Origin of the sequence: Micromonospora noduli (assembly GCF_003264365.1) — a bacterium.
Taxonomy (GTDB): Bacteria; Actinomycetota; Actinomycetes; order Mycobacteriales; family Micromonosporaceae; genus Micromonospora; species Micromonospora noduli.
In genome coordinates, this window is sequence record NZ_PYAK01000058.1 from 17,071 (window position 1) to 36,918 (window position 19,848).

General features: G+C 71.9%; 17 protein-coding genes. 7 read left to right on the forward strand and 10 right to left on the reverse strand.

Translation table 11 applies throughout. The annotated features are described in order from the left end of the window. The first annotated feature begins 83 nt into the window (after window positions 1-83). The gene (locus tag GUI43_RS28090) at window positions 84-2,210 is read left to right on the forward strand and encodes an MMPL family transporter (protein WP_112603551.1); all 2,127 of its coding nucleotides are present in this window, start codon (window positions 84-86) and stop codon (window positions 2,208-2,210) included. Window positions 2,211-2,255: 45 nt separating this feature from the next. On the opposite strand, the gene GUI43_RS28095 is transcribed toward GUI43_RS28090, so the two are convergent. Together GUI43_RS28095 and GUI43_RS28100 are read right to left on the reverse strand one after the other, a co-directional pair. After that, window positions 2,256-3,131, reverse strand: coding sequence for a lytic transglycosylase domain-containing protein (locus GUI43_RS28095; RefSeq protein WP_112700150.1), 876 nt, complete (start codon window positions 3,129-3,131; stop codon window positions 2,256-2,258). Window positions 3,132-3,165: 34 nt separating this feature from the next. Further along, window positions 3,166-4,566, reverse strand: a complete 1,401-nt coding sequence (locus tag GUI43_RS28100; RefSeq protein WP_112700151.1) for a DedA family protein — start codon at window positions 4,564-4,566, stop codon at window positions 3,166-3,168. 133 nt (window positions 4,567-4,699) lie between these two features. Here GUI43_RS28100 and typA point away from each other — a divergent pair, with 133 nt between their 5' ends. From typA to GUI43_RS28115, 3 genes are all read left to right on the forward strand, one after another. After that, complete coding sequence (gene typA / locus GUI43_RS28105; protein ID WP_091407975.1) at window positions 4,700-6,568, forward strand: translational GTPase TypA; 1,869 nt, start codon at window positions 4,700-4,702, stop codon at window positions 6,566-6,568. Window positions 6,569-6,678: 110 nt separating this feature from the next. Beyond that, the gene (locus GUI43_RS28110; RefSeq protein WP_112700152.1) at window positions 6,679-7,530 is read left to right on the forward strand and encodes a serine hydrolase; all 852 of its coding nucleotides are present in this window, start codon (window positions 6,679-6,681) and stop codon (window positions 7,528-7,530) included. Between the two features lie 62 nt (window positions 7,531-7,592). Next, window positions 7,593-8,303 carry a lysoplasmalogenase gene (locus GUI43_RS28115; protein ID WP_112700153.1) on the forward strand — a complete coding sequence of 237 codons (711 nt, stop codon included), beginning with the start codon at window positions 7,593-7,595 and terminating at the stop codon, window positions 8,301-8,303. Here the strand turns inward: GUI43_RS28115 and GUI43_RS28120 are convergent. Further along, entirely contained in the window at window positions 8,272-9,069 is a 798-nt protein-coding gene (locus tag GUI43_RS28120; RefSeq protein ID WP_112588392.1) for a tyrosine-protein phosphatase, read from the reverse strand. The genes GUI43_RS28115 and GUI43_RS28120 overlap by 32 nt on opposite strands. A 44-nt stretch (window positions 9,070-9,113) precedes the next feature. On the opposite strand from GUI43_RS28120, the gene GUI43_RS28125 reads away from it, so the two are divergent. Both GUI43_RS28125 and GUI43_RS28130 read left to right on the forward strand, forming a co-directional pair. Continuing rightward, window positions 9,114-10,211 carry a mandelate racemase/muconate lactonizing enzyme family protein gene (locus GUI43_RS28125; RefSeq protein ID WP_112700154.1) on the forward strand — a complete coding sequence of 366 codons (1,098 nt, stop codon included), beginning with the start codon at window positions 9,114-9,116 and terminating at the stop codon, window positions 10,209-10,211. A 59-nt stretch (window positions 10,212-10,270) separates the two neighbouring features. After that, window positions 10,271-11,227, forward strand: coding sequence for a C40 family peptidase (locus tag GUI43_RS28130; RefSeq protein WP_112588394.1), 957 nt, complete (start codon window positions 10,271-10,273; stop codon window positions 11,225-11,227). A 4-nt stretch (window positions 11,228-11,231) separates the two neighbouring features. Here the strand turns inward: GUI43_RS28130 and GUI43_RS28135 are convergent, their stop codons facing one another. The 3 genes from GUI43_RS28135 to pnuC all read right to left on the reverse strand — a co-directional run bounded on the left by GUI43_RS28135 (window position 11,232) and on the right by pnuC (window position 14,318). Beyond that, entirely contained in the window at window positions 11,232-12,230 is a 999-nt protein-coding gene (locus GUI43_RS28135) for a TerC family protein (RefSeq protein WP_112588395.1), read from the reverse strand. 313 nt (window positions 12,231-12,543) lie between these two features. After that, entirely contained in the window at window positions 12,544-13,665 is a 1,122-nt protein-coding gene (locus GUI43_RS28140) for an AAA family ATPase (RefSeq protein WP_249037868.1), read from the reverse strand. Then, window positions 13,662-14,318, reverse strand: a complete 657-nt coding sequence (gene pnuC / locus GUI43_RS28145) for a nicotinamide riboside transporter PnuC (protein WP_112588397.1) — start codon at window positions 14,316-14,318, stop codon at window positions 13,662-13,664. Before pnuC ends, GUI43_RS28140 begins: the two co-directional genes overlap by 4 nt. 118 nt (window positions 14,319-14,436) lie before the next feature. On the opposite strand from pnuC, the gene GUI43_RS28150 reads away from it, so the two are divergent. Beyond that, a complete protein-coding gene (locus GUI43_RS28150; protein ID WP_112588398.1) occupies window positions 14,437-14,730 on the forward strand; it encodes an antibiotic biosynthesis monooxygenase family protein in 294 nt (97 codons plus the stop codon). A 121-nt stretch (window positions 14,731-14,851) separates the two neighbouring features. On the opposite strand, the gene GUI43_RS28155 is transcribed toward GUI43_RS28150, so the two are convergent. The 4 genes from GUI43_RS28155 to uvrB form a co-directional block, all read right to left on the reverse strand. Beyond that, window positions 14,852-15,709 carry a helix-turn-helix domain-containing protein gene (locus GUI43_RS28155; RefSeq protein ID WP_112588400.1) on the reverse strand — a complete coding sequence of 286 codons (858 nt, stop codon included), beginning with the start codon at window positions 15,707-15,709 and terminating at the stop codon, window positions 14,852-14,854. 195 nt (window positions 15,710-15,904) lie between these two features. Next, a complete protein-coding gene (locus tag GUI43_RS28160; RefSeq protein WP_112603565.1) occupies window positions 15,905-16,273 on the reverse strand; it encodes a VOC family protein in 369 nt (122 codons plus the stop codon). A gap of 120 nt (window positions 16,274-16,393) precedes the next feature. After that, window positions 16,394-17,203 carry an AraC family transcriptional regulator gene (locus tag GUI43_RS28165; protein ID WP_249037869.1) on the reverse strand — a complete coding sequence of 270 codons (810 nt, stop codon included), beginning with the start codon at window positions 17,201-17,203 and terminating at the stop codon, window positions 16,394-16,396. Between the two features lie 81 nt (window positions 17,204-17,284). Next, window positions 17,285-19,393 carry an excinuclease ABC subunit UvrB gene (uvrB, locus tag GUI43_RS28170; RefSeq protein WP_112588404.1) on the reverse strand — a complete coding sequence of 703 codons (2,109 nt, stop codon included), beginning with the start codon at window positions 19,391-19,393 and terminating at the stop codon, window positions 17,285-17,287. Window positions 19,394-19,848: the final 455 nt, after the last annotated feature.

Below are 19,848 nucleotides of genomic sequence, written 5' to 3' on the forward strand. Positions count from 1 at the left end.
TCCCCCGGGTTGCAGCATAGAACAGCCGCAGATAATCTCGGTTATCAAGATACTCGGCTTTCGAAGGACCTTGAGGTCACCTGATGTCTGTGTTCACCAGAGTCGCTCGTGGCCGGCTGGCCGCCTGGCTCACAGTGGCCGCCGCGATCGTCGTGGGCGCGGCCGTCTTCGGGACACCCCAGCCGGACAACCCGGCCCCGGTCTCCGCCACCGGCCTGTCAGTGCAGTGGCAGTCGACCCAGGTGCAACGTCTCCAGGATCAGCTGCCGTCGCGCGACGTGCAGCCGGCCATCGTGGTGATCAGTCGTGGTGACGGCGGCGCGCTGAGCGAGACCGACCGGGCGACCGTCGGCGCTCGCGCCGACGACCTGCGCCGCTTCGCGGTGGGTGGGCAGGTCAGCCCCGCCCAGGTCTCCCCGGACGGCGCGGTGGCCCTGGTCGCCGTGCCGCTGAACACCGCCGGCGGGCAGGAGGTCGTCACCGACACGGTGACCCAACTACGCGCCACCCTCGCGGACCTTCCCGACGGGCTGACCGCCGAGGTGACCGGCGCCCCGGCGTTCACCGCCGACCTCTCCTCGGTGTTCGACGGCGCCGACGTCACCCTGCTCGTGGTGACCGCCGCCGTGGTCGCGCTGCTCCTGCTGATCACCTACCGCAGCCCGTTCCTGTGGATCGTGCCGCTGGTCGTGGTCGCCGCCACCGAGCAGCTCACCCTGCGCGCGGTGGACGTCATCGTGCCGGGCGTCGGCATCAACCTCCAACAGGGTCAGGTCACCGGCATCGCCAGCGTGCTGGTCTTCGGTGCCGCCACCGACTACGCGCTGCTACTCATCGCCCGATACCGGGAGGAGCTGCGCCGCGAGGAGGACCGGTTCGCGGCGATGCGCGCCGCGCTGCGCCGCACCGCGGAGCCCATCCTCGCCAGCGGCGGCACCGTCGTGCTCGGCGTCCTCACCCTGCTGCTCAGCGAGCAGGAGACCAACCGGGCGCTGGCCGTGGCGTGCGCCACGGGTGTGGTCTTCGCCATGCTCTCGGCCCTGTTCGTGCTCCCCGCCGTGCTGGTGCTCTTCGGTCGCGGCCTGTTCTGGCCGTTCGTACCCCGGGTCGGCGGCCCGGTGCGCGAGGGTCGGCTCTGGGGTCGACTCGGCGCCGCCGTGCAACGCCGCCCGGTGGTGGTCGCGACGCTGGCCACAGTGCTGCTCGGCGGCCTGGCACTGGGTGGGCTCGGGATCCGTACCGGCCTGTCCGAGACCGAACAGTTCCGGGCCGAGCCCGAGGCGGTGACCGGGGCACAGACCCTGGCCAGGGCCTTCCCCGCCGGCAGCACCCAGCCCGTCGCCGTGATCACCACGCCGGCGGCGGTGCGGGCGGTCACCGACGCCGCCACCGCCGTACCCGGTGTCGCCTCGGCGCGCCCCGGCGACGCCGGCGCGGCCGTCGCCCAGGTCGACGTGGTCCTCGACGCCGAACCCGGCACCACCGCCTCGGACCGCGCGATCGAGGCGCTGCGGGCGGCGGTCGCCGCCGTCCCCGACTCCGCGCCGCCGGCCGCCGCCGGCGCCGACGCCCCGTCCGGGGCGATCGTCGGTGGCTCCGTGGCCGCCACGTACGACTCCGACGAGGCCAACGACCGGGATCTGCGGCTCATCCTGCCGATCATCCTGTTGCTGGTCGGCGCCGTGCTCGTGCTGCTGCTACGCGGTCTGCTCGCGCCGCTGCTGTTGGTGCTCACCGTGATCGCGTCGTACTTCGCCAGCCTCGGCGCGGCCTGGCTGCTCTTCGACCACGTGCTGGGCTTCCCGGCCCTGGACAGCGGTGTGCTGCTGCTCGCCTTCGTGTTCCTGGTGGCGCTCGGGGTGGACTACAACATCTTCCTGGTCACCCGGGCCCGGGAGGACGCCCGCAGCGCCGGCACCCGCGCCGGGATGCTCTCCGCCCTGCGGGTCACCGGCGGTGTGATCACCAGCGCCGGAGTGCTGCTCGCCGCAGTTTTCGCCGTGCTCGGTGTGCTGCCGCTGATCACTCTGACCCAGATCGGGATCATCGTCTGCATCGGTGTCCTGCTCGACACCCTGCTGGTCCGTACGGTCCTGGTGCCGGCGCTGGCGTTCCTGCTCGGCGACCGCTTCTGGTGGCCCGGCCGCATCACGCGCGACCCGGTGCAGGCCGCCCCGAGCTCGCCCGAGCCGGTCGCCGCGCACGACTGACCGCCTCGTCGGGGCGGTGGCGGATCCGCCACCGCCCCGACGAGGTCAGTACGCCAGGCAGACGCACTCGCTCATCAGCGCCCGCACGTTGCGCACGTACGACGGGTTGGGGATGGCCAGCGGCTTCCCCTCCTGAGCCACCGCACCGTGCCCGAAGTTGTACGCGGCGATGACGGCGTTTAGCAGGCAGGAATTCAGCTCGCTGGTGCACAGTGCCGGGTCGAGCCGGAAGTCGGACTCGAAGTACATGTCGCCGATGTACTTCGTCGCCCAGGCCAGGTAGGTGGCGCCGAGGTAGGCGTTGTCCTGGTAGGCGTCGATCTTGTAGCTCTTCTCGAACCGCTGGTTCATCCAGGTCGCGGTGTCCGGCATCACCTGCAACAGCCCGACCCCACCGTCGCAGGCGTAGATGTTGGACTGCCAGCCGCTCTCCTGCCACGCGGTGGCCTTGAGCAGGTTGAGCGGGATCTTGATGTCCTTTGCGGAGACCGGCCAGTAGGTGCGGTTGGCCGCATTGGTCAGCGCCGTCTTCACCTCGGACCGGGTCGCCTGGCTGCCCTTGTAGGTCGGCTTGCAGGAACTCGGCGCCGGTTTCGGCGGCGCCGGCGGAACCTCGGTCTCGGTGGGCGGCTTCGCCACCGCACGCGGCTTCGGTGCCGTCCGCGTCGGCTTCTTCGTCGGTTTCGGGGTCGGGGTCGCGCTACGACTCGGCGCGGTGCCCATCGACTCCACGGCGCTCACCGACGGGCTCGGCTCCCCGTCGACCTCGTCGGACGGGGCATCGGTCGACCCGTCGGTGACGGCGACCGGCGCTGCCAGGCCCGATGGGCTCTCCCCCTTGGCGGCGCAGCCGACCAGCGCGCCCGCCAGCAGAAACCCGGCGAGCACTGCGGCGCCCAGCCGATCGGTGCGTCGAACCATTCCCTTGCCTCCCCCGTGTGATTGTCGCCGCACCCTAACAAGGTTCGACCGGGCGGCGGTGCCCCTGCGACGGCCGCCGGGGGGTCTGGTCCACCGGGGGCTGACCGTTGCCCACCGCCCGGTCCCGGGTCGCCCAGGCGACCATGAACACCACAGTCCAGAGCACCCCGAGCAGCACCGCCGCGGCCGTCCCGCTCGCCGTGTCCAGTCCGAGGTAGAGCCGCGCGCCGCCGATCCCGAGCACCCCCGCCGCCGCGGCGGTCCAGGCGGCCACCGCCACCGGCCAGCGGGCGCTGCGCGACACCAGCCACGCCAGGGTGCAGAAGCTCGCCGCGACCACGGCGTTCTGGGTCGAGAGCGGGGCGGTCCCGTTCGGGCCGGTCAGTTCGGCCACCACGGCCAGCACCACCAGCGGCACGAACGCGCCCACAGTGCCGACCACGCTGAGCAAATCCGCCCGCCAGGGTCGGTTGCGCCACGCCAGCACCGCCGCCACCAGCGCCACCAACAGGATCAGCACCGACCCCCGTACCACCGACACCACGACCAGTGTGGCCTCAGCGGCGTCCGGGGTACGCCGGGCGGCGAACCACCCCGCGACGGCGCCGTCCAGCGCGGCCAGCCCACTGTTGCGGACCGCCACCGCGAGCAGACCGGCGATGGCGAGCCCGGCGGCGAACAGCAGCAGCAGCCCGGCGGCCAGATTGAGCAGCAGCGTCCAGGCCGGGCCGATCCGCATGGCCACCAGGAAGAACAGCACCCCGTAGCGGGCGGTGAGCCACCGCACCGGGGGCAGAGCGCCGGCCCGGGACAGCAGCGCGCGCACCGGGTCGGGGTTACGGCCCAGCCACCGACCCACGAGCACCACACCCACCAGGCCGGCCAGCAGCAGGAACGCCACCCCGGTGGCCCGGCCGAGAAGCCGGGAGACCGTGTCGTACGACTCACCGGCGAGGTGACCGAGCAGCACCGACCCGCCCACCCAGGTCACCACCCCGGCCAGGTTCCAGAGGGCGAACCGCCGGTACGGCATGCCGGCCGCACCGGCCAGCCGGGGCACCAGGGTCCGGGCGAAAGCCACCCATCGGGCGGCGAACACCCCCCGCCCACCGAGGCGCGCGAGCATGGCGTCGGCCCGGGCCCACCGCTGCGGCCCGACCCGGTGACCCAGCCCGGCGCGCAGCCGGGAGCCGTACCGCCGTCCGGCCCGAAAGGCCAGCCCATCGCCGAGGACCGCCGCGACGATCATCGCGAGCAACGCCGGCCCGAGCCGCAAGGTACCGTTGTAGGTGAGGAAGCCGACGAGCAGCAGGGTAGCCTCACCCGGCACGAGCAGGCCGAAGATCACCGCGGTCTCGCCCGCCACGATCAGCGCGGCGACCAGGTAGATCCACAGGGTGGGCAGACCCTGCACCCAGGTCAGCAGGTCGTGCACTCAGGCCCCCGGGACACGGGTGCCAGCATGCCAGCCGGGAGAACCACCGGCACAGCGGTTTCACCATAGATCAGGGGCACCTGGGGGTGACCCCGACGCAGCCTGCGCGAGCGCAGGCGGAAGGATAGAGGGTATGCAGCTTCGCACCGACCTCCGCAACGTCGCCATCATCGCTCACGTCGACCACGGCAAGACCACCCTGGTCGACGCCATGTTGCGGCAGGCCGGCGCGTACGGCGCACGCGGCGAGAACACCGAGCGGGTGATGGACTCCGGTGACCTGGAGCGGGAAAAGGGCATCACGATCCTCGCCAAGAACACCGGCGTGCGTTACCTGCCGGCGGACGGCTCCGACCCGGTCACCATCAACATCATCGACACTCCCGGCCACGCCGACTTCGGTGGCGAGGTGGAGCGCGGCCTGACCATGGTCGACGGTGTGGTGCTGCTCGTCGACGCCAGCGAGGGCCCTCTGCCGCAGACCCGCTTCGTGCTGCGTAAGGCGCTGCGGGCCCGGATGCCGATCATCCTGGTGATCAACAAGGTGGACCGTCCGGACGCCCGGATCAAGGAGGTCGTGGACGACACCTACGAGCTCTTCCTCGACCTGGACGCCGACGAGGAGCAGATCGACTTCCCGATCGTCTACGCCTGCGCCCGCGACGGCATCGCCTCGCTGACCCAGCCCGCCGACGGCTCGGTGCCCGACGACAGCACCTCCCTGGAGCCGCTGTTCCGCACCCTGCTGGACACCATCCCGGCACCCTCGTACGAGGAGGGCGCGCCGTTGCAGGCCCACGTCACCAACCTGGACGCCTCGCCGTTCCTCGGCCGGCTCGCGCTGTGCCGGGTCCGCCAGGGCACCATCAACAAGGGTCAGACGGTGGCCTGGTGCCGCACCGACGGCAGCACCCAGCGGGTCCGCATCTCCGAGATGCTGATGACCGAGGGCCTGGAGCGCACGTCGGCCGAGACCGCCGGCCCGGGCGACATCATCGCCGTCGCCGGCATCCCGGAGATCATGATCGGTGAGACCCTCGCCGACGTCGAGAACCCGGTCGCGTTGCCGCTGATCACCGTCGACGAGCCCGCCATCTCGATGACCATCGGCACCAACACCTCGCCGCTGGTCGGCCGGCTCAAGGGCTCCAAGGTCACCGCGCGGATGGTCAAGGACCGGCTCGACAAGGAGCTGATCGGCAACGTGTCCCTGCGGGTCCTGCCCACCGAGCGGCCGGACGCCTGGGAGGTGCAGGGCCGCGGCGAGCTGGCGCTGGCCATCCTGGTCGAGCAGATGCGCCGGGAGAGCTACGAGCTGACCGTCGGCAAGCCGCAGGTGGTCACCCGGGTAATCGACGGCAAGACCTGCGAGCCGGTCGAGCGGCTGACCATCGACGCCCCGGAGGAATACCTGGGCGCGATCACCCAGCTCCTCGCCACCCGCAAGGGCCGGATGGAGCAGCTGGTCAACCACGGCACCGGCTGGATCCGGATGGAGTGGCTGGTGCCGGCGCGCGGCCTGATCGGCTTCCGCACCGAGTTCCTCACCGACACCCGGGGCACCGGCATCCTGCACCACGTCTTCGAGTCGTACGAGCCGTGGTTCGGCGAGCTGCGCACCCGTAACAACGGCTCGCTGGTCGCCGACCGGGCCGGCGCGGTCACCGCCTTCGCGATGACCAACCTTCAGGAGCGCGGTCAGCTCTTCGTCGAGCCCACCACCGAGGTGTACGAGGGCATGATCGTCGGGGAGAACTCCCGCTCCGACGACATGGACGTCAACATCACCAAGGAGAAGAAGCTCACCAACATGCGGCAGTCGACCTCCGACGAGACCGAGAAGCTGGTCCCGCCGCGCAAGCTCACCCTGGAGCAGGCGCTGGAGTTCTGCCGCGAGGACGAGTGCGTCGAGGTCACCCCGGCCACGGTGCGCATCCGCAAGGTGGTGCTCGACCAGCAGCTGCGGGGCCGGGCCACCGCCCGCCGCAAGCACGCCGGCTGACCCACCAGCACCCGACACCGGGCGCGCCGGCCGCTTGCGGCCGGCGCGCCCGTCGTTTCCCCCGACGGGTACGCGAGCCCACCCCCGCTTGATCCGCTACGGTCACCGGCATGACCTGGGATGATCTCGACGCCCACCTGGACCGGGTGCCCGGCACCGTCTCCGCGTACGTCGGGCGGCTCGACGCGCCGCCAACCTGGACCCGCCACGCGGACGCCGGCCACTACGCCGCGAGCACCATGAAAGTGGCGGTGCTCGCCGCGCTGCACCGCGCCGCCGAGACCGGCGCCCTGGACCTGGACGCCCCGGTCCCGGTCGTCAACGACTTCGACTCCGCCCAGCCCGGCGCACCCCGCTTCGCCAACGCGCAGCCCTACGACAACGACGACGCGGTCTGGGACCGCATCGGCGGCACCGCGTCGCTGCGCTGGCTGGCCGACCGGATGATCGTGCGCTCCAGCAACCTCGCCACCAACCTCGTCCTCGGCCACGTCGGGCTGCCCGCGGTCGCCGAGGTCTGGGCGCTCGCCGGTGCCCGCAACAGCGTCACCGGCCGCGGCATCGAGGACTTCGCCGCCCGCGAGGCCGGCATCACCAACACGGTCACCGCCGCCGACCTGGCCGCCCTGCTCGGCGCCCTGGCCACCGGGGCCGACACCCCCGGCCCACTCGCCTCACCGGCCGCCTGCACCACCATGCTGGACGTCCTGCTCGCCCAGGAACACCGCGAGGACCTCGCCGCCGGCCTGCCCGAGGGCACCCGCATCGCGCACAAGAACGGTTGGGTACGCGGCGTCCGCCACGGCGCCGGCCTGGTGCTGCCCGACGACGCCCCGCCGTACCTGATCGCCGTCTGCACCACCACCGAGCTGGCCGGGGGCGACGACCAGGTCGAGGACGACGCCTGCCTGCTGCTCGCGCACATCTCGACGCAGGTCTGGGCTGCCCGCCACCAGCTCTGACCCGACCGACTACTGCGGTACGTGCGGGCTAGGCTGCTCCCACCCCCACCCCGGAGCCGCCGATGCCCCGCAGTCGCACCGTGCTGATCGCCTTCCTCGTCGTGACGGCGGCGAACCTGCTGGCCAACGCCACCGGCGGCGGCCTGGCCTTCCTACTGACCAAGCCGCTGCTGATGCCGCTGCTGGCCGCGTACCTCTGGCGGGTCAGCGCCGAACGCGCGGCCCGACCGGACCGGCTGCTGCTCGCCGCGCTGGCCTTCGCCACCGGCGGCGACGTCGCCCTGATGATCGACGGCACCGGCTGGTTCCTCGCCGGCATGGCCTGCTTCCTCGGCACGCACCTCTGCTACCTCGCGGCCTTCACCCGACACGGCGCCGCGACCGCGCTGCGCCGCACGCCGCTGGTCGCCGTCCCCCTGGGGTACGCGGTGCTGACCGTCGTCGCGCTGACCTGGATGTGGGCGGGGCTGACCGACGTCGGGCTTGCCGTACCGGTGGCCGGCTACGCGATCGCGCTGGCCGCGATGGCGAGCACCGCCGCCACCCAGGGCTGGCGGGTCGGTCTCGGCGCCGCGCTCTTCCTCGGCTCCGACCTGCTGATAGCCGCCGGGGTGGCCGAGGTGGCCGAGGTGGCCCAGCCACCCGGCGCGCCGGTGCTGGTCATGGCGACCTACGCCGCCGGCCAGGCACTGATCGTCACCGGCCGCGCCGCCCGCGCCGGCACACCCGCCGACGCACCGGTCACTCCAGCAACTGCGCCCGCAATGCCCTGAGGTCGGGGTCGGTGAGCCCCAGCCCGTCGCGCAGGTACGCGTCGAACGAGCCGTGCACCCGACGCACCTCGGCGTAACCGGCGTCGAGATACTCGGCCCGGACCTCCAGCACCGGCAACACCGCGTCGACGTCCAATTCCGGATTCCGCCGGCGCATCGCCTCGACGATCACCGCCCGCAGGCTGTCGGTCAGCTCGTTGTTGCGCAGGTAGTCGGCGCGAATGGCCGCCTCGTCCACCCCGAGCGCCGTCAACAGGATGACGGTCAGCCAACCGGTGCGGTCCTTGCCGGCGGAGCAGTGGTAGAGCAGCGGCAGATTCTCCGGCCGGGAGGCCAGCCGCACCGCCTCGGCGAAACCGACCCGCGCCGACTCACCCGTGACGAACCAGCGGTAGATCGCCGCCATCGCCCCCGCCGTGCCCTGCCGGGCCAGCTCCGCGTACGCGTCCAGGTCGTGACCGAGCAGCACCGCCGAGACGTACGTGAAGACCGGGTGCTCCGCGTCGTGCACCGGCAGGCGCACCACCCGTGGCTCACCGGCGAAGCGGTCCTCCGGCGCGACCGCGATCTCCGAGGCGTCGCGCAGATCCACCACGCACGCCGGCCCCAGCTTCGCCAGCACCGGTAGGTCCTCGTCGGTCAGCCGACCCAGCGCCGGAGTGCGGATCAACTGGCCGACCCGGACCCGCCGCCCGTCCGCGCCGACGAGCCCACCCAGGTCACGCGCGTTCGGTGCACCCACCAGCTCCCAGCCCTGCCCGGTCATCCGGTCTCCCCTCCCGCGGTGAACCTTTGTATAGGGTGCCTCACATGACGATCTCGGCGGTACGCACCCACCGGGTTTCCGCCCCCTTACACACCCCATTCGTGACCGCGCTACGCCGTACCACCACAGTGGACACGCTGGTCGTCGAGCTCGTCGACAGCGACGGCCGGTCCGCCTTCGGCGAGGCGCCCCAGGTCTGGCAGGTCACCGGCGCGTCGGTCGCCGGCGCGCAGGCGTGCGTCCGCGAGTTGCTCGGCCCACAGCTGATCGGCCGCGACCCGGACGACCTGGTGACCCGTTGCGCCGAGGTGCAGCGCGCCGTGGTCGGCAACGAGGCCGCGAAGGCGGCGGTGGACGTCGCCCTGCACGACCTCGCCGCGCGGCGGCTGGGCGTACCCCTGGTGCGGTTGCTCGGGGGCACGACGCTGCGGGTCCCGACGGACGTGACGCTGGCCGCGGGTGACGCGGTGGACCTGGCGGCCGCGGCACGGCAGCGGCAGGCCGACGGCTTCGGCGTGCTCAAGTTGAAGGTCGGCACCGACGCGGCCGGCGACCTGGACCGGGTGCGCGCGGTGCGGGCGGCCGTCGGCCCCGCCATCCGGATCCGGCTGGACGCCAACCAGGGCTGGACGCCCCGGGAGGCGGTCCGGGTGATCCGCGGCATCGAGGACGCCGGGCTCGACGTGGAGTTGGTCGAGCAGCCGGTGGCCCGCTGGGACCTGGACGGGCTGGCCTGGGTCAGCGACCGGGTGTCCGTGCCGATCCTGGCCGACGAGGCGGTCTTCGGGGTCCGTGACCTGGTGGAGGTGATCCGCCGCCGGGCCGCCGATCTGGTCAACGTCAAGCTGGCCAAGTGCGGTGGGCTGCATCCGGCCCGTACCCTCCTCGACCTGGCCACCGCGCACGGGCTCGGCACTGTCGTCGGCTCGATGATGGAGAGCCAGGTGGGCATCGGGGCGGCGGCGAGCCTGGTCGCCGCGTACGGCACCACAGCCGTCGCCGACCTGGACGCCGCCTGGTGGCTGGCCTGGTCACCGGTGCAGGGCGGCATCCGCTACGACGGGGCGACCGTGGTGCTGCCGGACGCCCCTGGCCTGGGCATCTCTGGCCTCGCTGAAGCAAAAGTGCAGGCTCATGGTTGATGGCTGTCGGTTTCTTTCATAAGGTTTCCCTCGACAGCCGACACGATCTGGGGGTTGACGTGGAGCTGCAACCGGGCCGTGAGGCCGTCGTCCGGGTCGCCGTGGCGACGCTGTGGACCTCCCCCGAGGCGGTCCGCCCGGTCGACTGCCCAGCGCTGACCGCCGGTGTCGACATCCCGACCTGGGTCTCCGGACTGGACACTGACCAGCAGGTCGGTGACTGCGTGCTGAGCCAACTCCTGCTCGGCGAACGGGTCCTCGTCAGCGAGCTCCGCCCGGACGGCTGGGCCCGGGTCGTCGCCGTCGAACAACCAGCCGCCAAGCTGGACCCGCGCGGCTACCCGGGCTGGCTCCCCGCCGGGCAGCTGGCCGTTCCCGACCCGGCCCACACCAGCACCGACCGCCCGCTGGTGGTGGACGCCACGGTCACCGGGCTGCACGCCGCCCCGAACGGGCCGGTGGAGTTGCCCGGCGTCGTCGTCGGCACCCGCCTCGTCCCGGCCGGCCCCGCGCTCGACGACTGGCGGCCGGTGCACGTCCCCGGCCGGGCCGCACCGCTCTGGCTGCCGGACGGGCACCTGGTCCCGGCGTCGGCCGCGTCGCCGACCGCCGAGCAGGCGCTCGCTGTGGCACAGCGACTGCTGGACGTGGTCTACATCTGGGGCGGTCTCTCCGCGCACGGCATCGACTGCTCGGGGCTGGTGCATCTGGCCTGGCGGCGGTTCGGGGTGCTGCTGCCCCGCGACGCCGACGACCAGGCAGTGGCCACCACCCCGCTGTCGTTGGGCGCGGAACGCCCTGGCGATCTCTACTTCTTCGCCCGACCCGGCCGCAAGATCCACCACATCGGCATCGTCACCGCCACCCCCGGCGACGGCGGCCAGCGCCGGATGCTGCACGCCTGCTACCGGCGGCGGCGGGTCATCGAAGAGGAACTGCCGGCCGACCGGACCGCCACGCTGGTCGGCGCGCACCGGGTCTCACCGGCCGGGCGCGTGTCCGCACCCGGCCGGTGACCGGTCAGCGTCGGGCGTCGGCCAACTCGCGACGCCGGTCGCGGGAGGACTTGATCAGGCTGGCGGCGGTGGCGACGCCCAGGGTGCCGATGATGACCAGCAGCGACAACCAGATCGGGATGTGCGGTGCCCAGCCGACGTGCTCGCCACCGTTGATGAACGGCAGGTTGTTGTCGGCCAACGCCTCCAGCACCAGCTTGACCCCGATGAAGCCGAGCACGACGGCCAGGCCGTAGCTCAGGTAGATCAGCCGGTCCAGCAGGCCACCGAGCAGGAAGTAGAGCTGCCGGAGGCCCATCAGCGCGAAGACGTTCGCGGTGAAGACCAGATACGGCTCCTGGGTGATGCCGAAGATCGCCGGGATCGAGTCCAACGCGAAGATCAGGTCGGTGGTGCCGATCGCGATCATCACGATCAGCATCGGGGTGAACAGCCGCTTGCCGGCCACGTGGGTGGTGAGCTTCGCGCCGTCGTAGTCCTTCGAGATCGGGAGCGCCTTGCGGCTCCACCGGATCAGCACGTTCTCGGAGAACTCGTCCTCGTCCGGCTCACCCTGCCGGGCCAGGTTCACGGCGGTGTAGATCAGGAACGCGCCGAAGATGTAGAAGACCCAGGAGAACTGCGTGATCAGCGCCGCGCCGGCGGCGATGAACCCGCCGCGCATCACCAGCGCCAGCACGATGCCAACGAGCAGCACCTTCTGCTGATACTGCCGGGGCACCCCGAAGCGAGCCATGATGATCACGAAGACGAAGAGGTTGTCCACCGAGAGGCTGTACTCGGTGAGCCAGCCGGTGTAGAACTGGCCGGCCGCGCTGGCCCCGGAGGTCAGCCAGACACCCACGCCGAAGAGCAGGGCGAGACCGACGTAGAAGCCGACCCAGAGGCTCGACTCCCGCACACTCGGCTCGTGCGGGCGCCGACCAATGATCAACAGGTCGACGAGCAGGACCGCAGTCAGTGCGACAAGCGTCCCCGCCCACACCAATCCGGACACGTCCAACGTTCATTCCTCCGGCAGACACGCGGCGTCGGGCACACCGTACGCCCCTGCGGGAGCCGGCGTGCCGCTGTCGCTCACTCTGGTGACTGTCGGAGGTCTCTTCCGCCGTCGCCCCGGTGTGGGGCAGCGACCTACGGGGCCGGGTCGGGCCGCCGTGGTTCCGGCGATCGACCGTGCTGACGACTCCGTTGCGGGGGAATACTCCCCTCCTCGGTGACCATTGTTGCCCACCACGCCCCGTGATCACACCCCGGGCAGCCGGTGGTGCCGGACACCGTTCGACGTGTCACACCGGCTAATGCTTCCTAGGAGGCTAGCGCACGTCGGGTGCGGCGATCGGGTCCGCGAGCGACCAGCCGGCAGCGAGCAGGTCGTCGCAGGCCCGCACCGCCCGGGCCAGCCGATCGGCGTGCGATCCGGCCAACTCCACCACCGGCACCCCGCACCCGGCCAGCTCGGCCCGGAAGCGCTCGGTCATCCAGGCCCGCAGGTGCTCACCGTCGCGCAGACCGTCATCGGTGAACGGCACCCCCTGGTGATCCGTCAGCAGATACAGCGCCGGCCGACGCGCCGCCGCCCGTACCTCCTCGGACGCGCTGCCCAGGTAGCGCTCCTCCCACACCGCCGTCGCCCTCGCGTCGGTGTCGCAGACCAGCAGCGGCCCGCTCGTCCGGGCCGCCGCGTCCTCGGCCGCCTGCTGCTCGCGGACCACCGCGCGGAAGTCGTCAGGGTCCCAGGCGACGTCGAAGACGGTCGCCTCCGGCGTCCGCTCCCGCAGCCGGGCCAGCTTGCGAGCGGTCAACTCCCGGCCGTACTCCGGCACCCAGGACGCGCCGTAGTGCCCGGCGAGCGCCGCCGCCATCGTCGTGGTCCCGGTCGACTCGGCCCCGACCACCACCACCCGCCGGACGAACCACTCCCGCACCGGCGGGCTCAGCCACCGCCAGTGACCCGCCGGGTCCGCGCGCACGGCCGTCCCGGAAACCGGCACGGTCCGCCGATCCGGATCCACCGACACGGGTACGGCGTGGAAGCGGCGCGCCAGCTCGCCGCCGTACGCCTCGGAGGAGAAGACCGCGTCCACCGACCCCGGCCCGACCGCCTCGCGGAACACCGCGCAGTGCGCGTCCCAGACCGCCGGATCGGCGTAGTCCACCGGGTGGTCGTCGTACCGGCCGACGAAACGGACCCACGGCGTGTCCGCGTGCACCTCGCGCAGCCAGTCGAGGCGTAGCGGAAGCGGAATGGACTCCCGGCGTGAGGGCGCCACGACGACGGTCACCTCGGCGCAGCGGGCGGCGGCAGCCCGGATCAGCGCGTGGTGCCCGGCGTGCGGCGGATAGAACTTGCCCACCATCATCCCGTGCCCGAACGCGGCGGCCGAGCGCGCCGGCCCGCGTGGCGCCGGTGCACGGCCGGATGTCTCGGCGTTCACACGGTGACCGGGGCCGGGCCGGGCGGGACCGCGCTCGACCGGTCGGACCGACGCAGGTCGGCCCGCCAGGCGCGCAACCCGAGCACGCACAGCGCGAGGAAGACCAGATAGAGGACGGCCGTCAGGTGCAGCCCCTTGTACGCGTACAACGGGATGTAGATCAGGTCGGCGGCGATCCAGAGCCACCAACTCTCCACCCGCTTGCGGGTCTGCCCGTACGTGGCCAGCAGAGACAGCGCCGTGGTCAACGCGTCCGGCAGCGGCACTGTCGAGTCGGTGGCCCGGTCCAGCAGCACCCAGAGCGCGCCGGTGAGCAGCAGCCCGGCGGCGGCCAGCGCCAGCCACTCCCGCCGCCCCGTCCGGCTGACCGTGAGCCGGGTGCGCCGCTCGCCCCCGAACAGCCAGTGCCACCAGCCATAGCAGCCGAGCGCGACGTAGACGACCTGGAGCCCCGCGTCGGCGTACAGCCCGGCGGTCCAGAACAGCACCATGAGCAGCAGCACGTTGGCGATGCCGATCGGCCAGTTGGCGACCCTCTGCCGGGCCACCAGCCACACGTTGAGCACACCGGTCACGAACCCCAGCAGCTCCGCCCAGGTGGTGCCGGTACCGGCCACCCGAAACGCGGTGCCGGTGAGCCAGTCGATGATCACGAGGCCACCCTAGGGTCCGTGTCAACGCCCCCGGTCGAGCCGGGGAGGAGTCCAGGCAGTGGTCCCGGCACCGACCCGCGACACCCACTGCCCCGACCGCCGTGGGAGGCTGTCCGACATGGTGCTTGAGGTCGCGCTGATCGACGTACTTCCCGGACACGAGGACGCGTTCGCCGCCGCGTACGCCGAGGGTCACCCGGTGCTCGCCGGAGCGACCGGCTGCCGGTCCGTGCGGATGACCCGAGGAATCGAGTCACCGACCCGCTTCGTGCTGCTCGTCGAATGGGACTCGGTCGAGGCGCACGAGAAGAACTTCCGGGCCACCGAACGGTTCGACAGGTGGCGGGCGCTGATCGGGCCGCACTTCGCGGGACCACCCGTGGTCGAACACTTCCTCGACGTACCGGCCTGAGCCGAGCTGTCGTACCCCACGGTTATCGTGCCGGGCGCACGCGCCGGCCGCCGGTCCCGACGGGCTCGGGGGCGCCGGGCCCGGTGGCCGCGCGGCGCTTCACCGTCGGCACCCTCAACCGTTACTCGCCGACGCGGCGGGCCAGCACGGTGACCGTCTCCTCCGATGACAGCGCCGCGGCCAGCAGCGCCGCTGTCATCCGCTCGTAGCGGTCCACGTCGAGCACTGTGGCCAACCGGACGTCGGTGGTCAACGCCTCGAGCATGACAGTGCGCGGGTCCGCCGGGTCGGGAAAGGCATAGCAGGAATACGGTGTGAGCGGATGCAGCCCGCCACCGGCCGCTCCACGTGGCAACAGTCGCACCGTGACGTGGGACAGGCCGGTCACCGCGACCAGATGACGCAGCTGTTCACGCCACACCGCCACCGGCAGGTCACCCGGGTCGCAGACGGCCTCGGCGAGCACCGCCGTGTAGCGCGGCGGGTAGGCCCGCCGGAGCACCTCCTGCCGCAGTGCCCTCGCGCGCACCTCGGCCTCCACATCGACCTCCGGCGTGAGCTGGGCGCCGGCGCTGACCAGCACCCGGGCGTACGCGGGCGTCTGGAGCAGCCCCGGCACCACCGACGGCTGGTACTCGACGATGTCGGCGGCGCCGGCCTCCAACTCGGCGTAGGTGCGCTGCCGTTCGCTCATCTCGCCCAGCGTCTTCCACCAGCCTCGACTGGTCGCCGCGTCCCGGGCGATGACGATCAGCGCCTCCCGGGCGGGCGTGGGCACCTTGTAGACATCCAGCAGATCGAGCACGTCGGCGAGGTCCGGGCGACTCTGACCCAGCTCGATGCGGGACAGCTTCGACGTCGAGGCCCAGCCCAGCCGGTCGCAGACCTGCTCCAGGGTCAGCGACTCGCGCCGACGGAGTTGGCGCAATTCTGCGCCGAGACGTGCACGTCGAATGACAGGACTTGTTGGCAGCGGCATCCCGGCCTCCCCACCGAGGGAGACTACGCAGGACGATCACCCAGTGCAATAGCTCGCTCGCGCACCGCAATCAGGGCATTCGACGCCGCCAGCCGGCCGGGCCAGCCCGAACACACCGTCTCCGCAGGTCAGTGCGGTTTCAAGCCGCTCAGGCTGGTCCGGCGGGCCGCCCGCCCCCGGGTCGGCGTAGCCGGCTCAGGGTCGGTACGTGCCGAAGGACCAGACGTTGCCGGCCAGATCGCGGGCTGAGTAGTCACGGGAGCCGTAGTCGGTGTCGAACGGCTCGCGGATGATCTCGGCGCCGGCCGCGCGGGCCCGGGCGCAGTGGGCGTCGACGTCCGACACGGCCACATAGACCGACCAGTCGTCGTCGGCCGGACGGGGCGGGGCGTCGGCCCGAGCACCCAGCATGATCATGCCGGTGTCGAGGACCAGCTCGGCGTGCGCGACCGTACCGTCCGGCGCCTCGTGCACGGCATGCACCCGGAAACCGAAGGCGGCACCGAGCCAGTCGATCGCGGCGCGGGGATCGGGGTAACGGAAGATCGGATAGATGGTTCGCATGACCCGATTCTGCGGCCGGCGGCGCGGCTCCGGATTGGACGAATGTGACCTCGGCGGTTCGCCGACCCGGCTTCGCTCGGCTCGGCGGTCGCCGGCCCGGCTTCGGTCGGCCGGTGCTTGTCAGCGGCCGGAGAGCAGCGCGGCCGGCGTGGCCCCCGCGAACTCGTGGAAGTCCCGGATCAGGTGGGACTGGTCGTAGTAGCCGCAGCCCGCCGCCACGGCGGCCCAGTCGACTCCCCGCCCGACCCCGCCGGCCCGGGTCGACGCGGCGTGAGCCTGCTGAAAGCGAAGCAGCCGGGCGGCCATCTTGGGCGGCAGCCCGACCTCCTGCCGGAACCGGGACGCGAGGTGCCGGCGGCTCCAGCCCAACTCGTCGGCGAGCACACCGACGCTCCCCCGCCCACCGCTGGTGGCCAGCCACCGCCACGCCCAGTCGAGCCGCGGGTCCACCGGCGGAGACGCCGCCAGCCGGGCGGCGAGCACCCGGTCGAGCAGGTCGAACCGTTCCGACCAGCCGGTGGCCTCGGCGAGCCGGCCGCGCAGCCGATCCAGCCAACGGCCCGGGAGCTGCCCGACGCCGACGGCCCGATTGGTCAGCTCACTCAGAGGCAGACCGAGAAGCCGGCGGGCGGTGAGGGGGGCGAGCAGCAACTCGACACCCTCCCCCACGCCCACCGTGCGCGTGGTGCACCAACTGTCGAAGGTGCCGGCCGCGAACGAGTCGACAGCGGTGACGCCGCGCTGCTCGCTACGCGGATCGGTCACGTCCAGCGGAGCGCCCCAGCCCAGGATCAGCACCACGAAGACGCCAGCCGGCTCCCGGCGGACCAGTGGCACGTCAGCCCGTTCCCGGTAACCCACGTACCTGTCGACGAACGGACGCAGGCTGGCGTCGGGCACCCCGAGGACCATCTCGCCGATCGGCGCCACCGCCGTCAACTGTGCCCGCCCTTCGCGTGCCCCGGCCGGCCGGGCCCGAGCGGAGCGCTGGCCCGGCCGGCCGGGTGGCCGTCACTTCACGCCGGCGGCGTCCATGCCGCGCAGCTCCTTCTTCAGGTCGGAGACCTCGTCGCGGATCCGGGCCGCCAACTCGAACTGAAGCTCGCGTGCGGCGGCCAACATCTGGTCGTTGAGCTCCTGAATGAGCTGGGCGAGGTCGGCACGGGCCATCCCCTCCCGTGAGGTGGTGCTCGCGGCGGACCGGCTCCGGCTGCGGGTCTCCTTGACCGGCGCCTTGCCTCGGGAAAGCTGACGCACCGCGCCGCCGACCCGGGAGTTCTCGGTGTCCTCCGCCTCGCGGTAGATGTCGTCCAGGATGTCGTGGATCTTCTTACGCAGCGGCTCCGGGCTGATGCCGTGCGCCTCGTTGTGCGCGATCTGCTTGGCCCGACGCCGATCGGTCTCGTCGATCGCCGCCGCCATCGACGGGGTGATCTTGTCGGCGTACATGTGCACCTGGCCGGAGACGTTACGGGCGGCCCGCCCGATGGTCTGGATCAGCGACCGGCCGCTGCGCAGGAAGCCCTCCTTGTCGGCGTCCAGAATCGCCACCAGCGACACCTCGGGCAGGTCCAGACCTTCGCGGAGCAGGTTGATGCCGACGAGCACGTCGTAGTCGCCCTTGCGCAGCTCGCGCAGCAGCTCCACCCGGCGCAACGTGTCGACCTCCGAGTGCAGGTAGCGCACCCGGATGCCGTTCTCCAGGAGGTAGTCGGACAGGTCCTCGGCCATCTTCTTGGTCAGCGTGGTGACCAGCACCCGCTCGTCCCGGTCGGTCCGCAGCTTGATCTCGTGCATCAGGTCGTCGATCTGGCCCTTGGTCGGCTTGATCACGACCTCCGGGTCGACCAGACCGGTGGGTCGGATCACCTGCTCGACGAACTCGCCCTGGGCCTGCTCCATCTCCCAGGTGCCGGGGGTCGCGGAGAGGTAGACCATCTGGCCGACCCGCTCCAGGAACTCGTCGAAGCGCAGCGGCCGGTTGTCGGCCGCGCTGGGCAGCCGGAAGCCGTGGTCGATGAGCATCCGCTTGCGCGACGCGTCGCCCTCGTACATGCCGCCGATCTGCGGGATGGTCACGTGCGACTCGTCGACCACCGTGAGGAAGTCGTCGGGGAAGTAGTCGAGCAGGGCGTGCGGCGGGCTGCCGGGCAGCCGCCCGTCCATGTGCATCGAGTAGTTCTCGATGCCGGAGCAGAAGCCCACCTGCCGCATCATCTCGATGTCGTAGGTGGTGCGCATCCGCAGCCGCTGCGCCTCCAGCAGCTTGCCCTGCCGCTCCAGCTCGGCGAGGCGCTCGGCCAGCTCCACCTCGATGTCACGGATCGCGCGTTCCATCCGCTCCGGACCGGCCGCGTAGTGGGTGGCCGGGAAGATCACCAGCTGGTCGACCTCGCGGACCACATCACCGGTCAACGGGTTGAGGTAGTAGAGCTTCTCCACCTCGTCACCGAACAGCTCGATCCGGATCGCCAGCTCCTCGTACGCCGGGATGATCTCCAGCGTGTCGCCGCGGACCCGGAAGGTGCCTCGCTGGAACGCCATGTCGTTGCGGGTGTACTGGATGTCGACGAGCCGGCGCAGCAACTGGTCGCGGTCGAGCTCCTGCCCGATCTGCACCTTCACCGCCCGGTTGAGGTACTCCTCCGGGGTGCCCAGGCCGTAGATCGCCGAGACGGTCGCCACCACGATCACGTCGCGGCGGGTGAGCAGCGACATCGTCGCCGAGTGCCGCAGCCGCTCCACCTCCTCGTTGATCGAGGAGTCCTTCTCGATGTAGGTGTCGGTCTGGGGGATGTAGGCCTCGGGCTGGTAGTAGTCGTAGTACGAGACGAAGTATTCGACCGCGTTGTGCGGCAGCAGCTCGCTGAACTCCTTGGCCAGCTGCGCGCAGAGCGTCTTGTTCGGGGCGAGCACCAGGGTGGGGCGTTGCAGCCGCTCGATCAGCCACGCCGTGGTCGCGCTCTTGCCGGTGCCCGTCGCGCCGAGCAGCACGGTGTTGCGGTCGCCGCGCCGAACCCGACGCTCAAGCTCATCGATGGCCGCCGGTTGGTCGCCGGCCGGCTGAAACTCACTGACGACCTGGAAGCGGCTGTCCAGCCGGGGAATGTCGAGCGCCATGCCATCAACGGTACGCCGGAGGTCCGACAGGAACGGCCGTCACGCCAGGTACGTGATCAGCTTCAATATTCCCATTGTGTGGCCCATGTCACCGGGACTACCCTCTTCATGTAGGCCGCTCGCGGCGGCCGACCGGGCCGGTGGCCAGGCCAACATCAGGCCGGTCACCCCCGGCACTGCGGTCGCAGCACCCGGCTCGTCCGGCGTGCGCACCCGTGTGGTCGCGCTCGAGGCGCAGACCGGCCGCCGCGAGCGCCCCTGCTCGTCACCCCGGTGCCTCCCCGCCCGTTTCATCTCCGTGGACACCTCTCCGACCCCGGCGCCCGACACTGCCCGCACCGCCACACCCCGGCCGGACGACCCGAGCGCCGCCCGCACCGCCACGCCCCCGCCGGACGACCCGGGCACCGGCAGCGGGCGGCACCGCACCGGCCCGGCCGGCAGCGCCTCGGCGA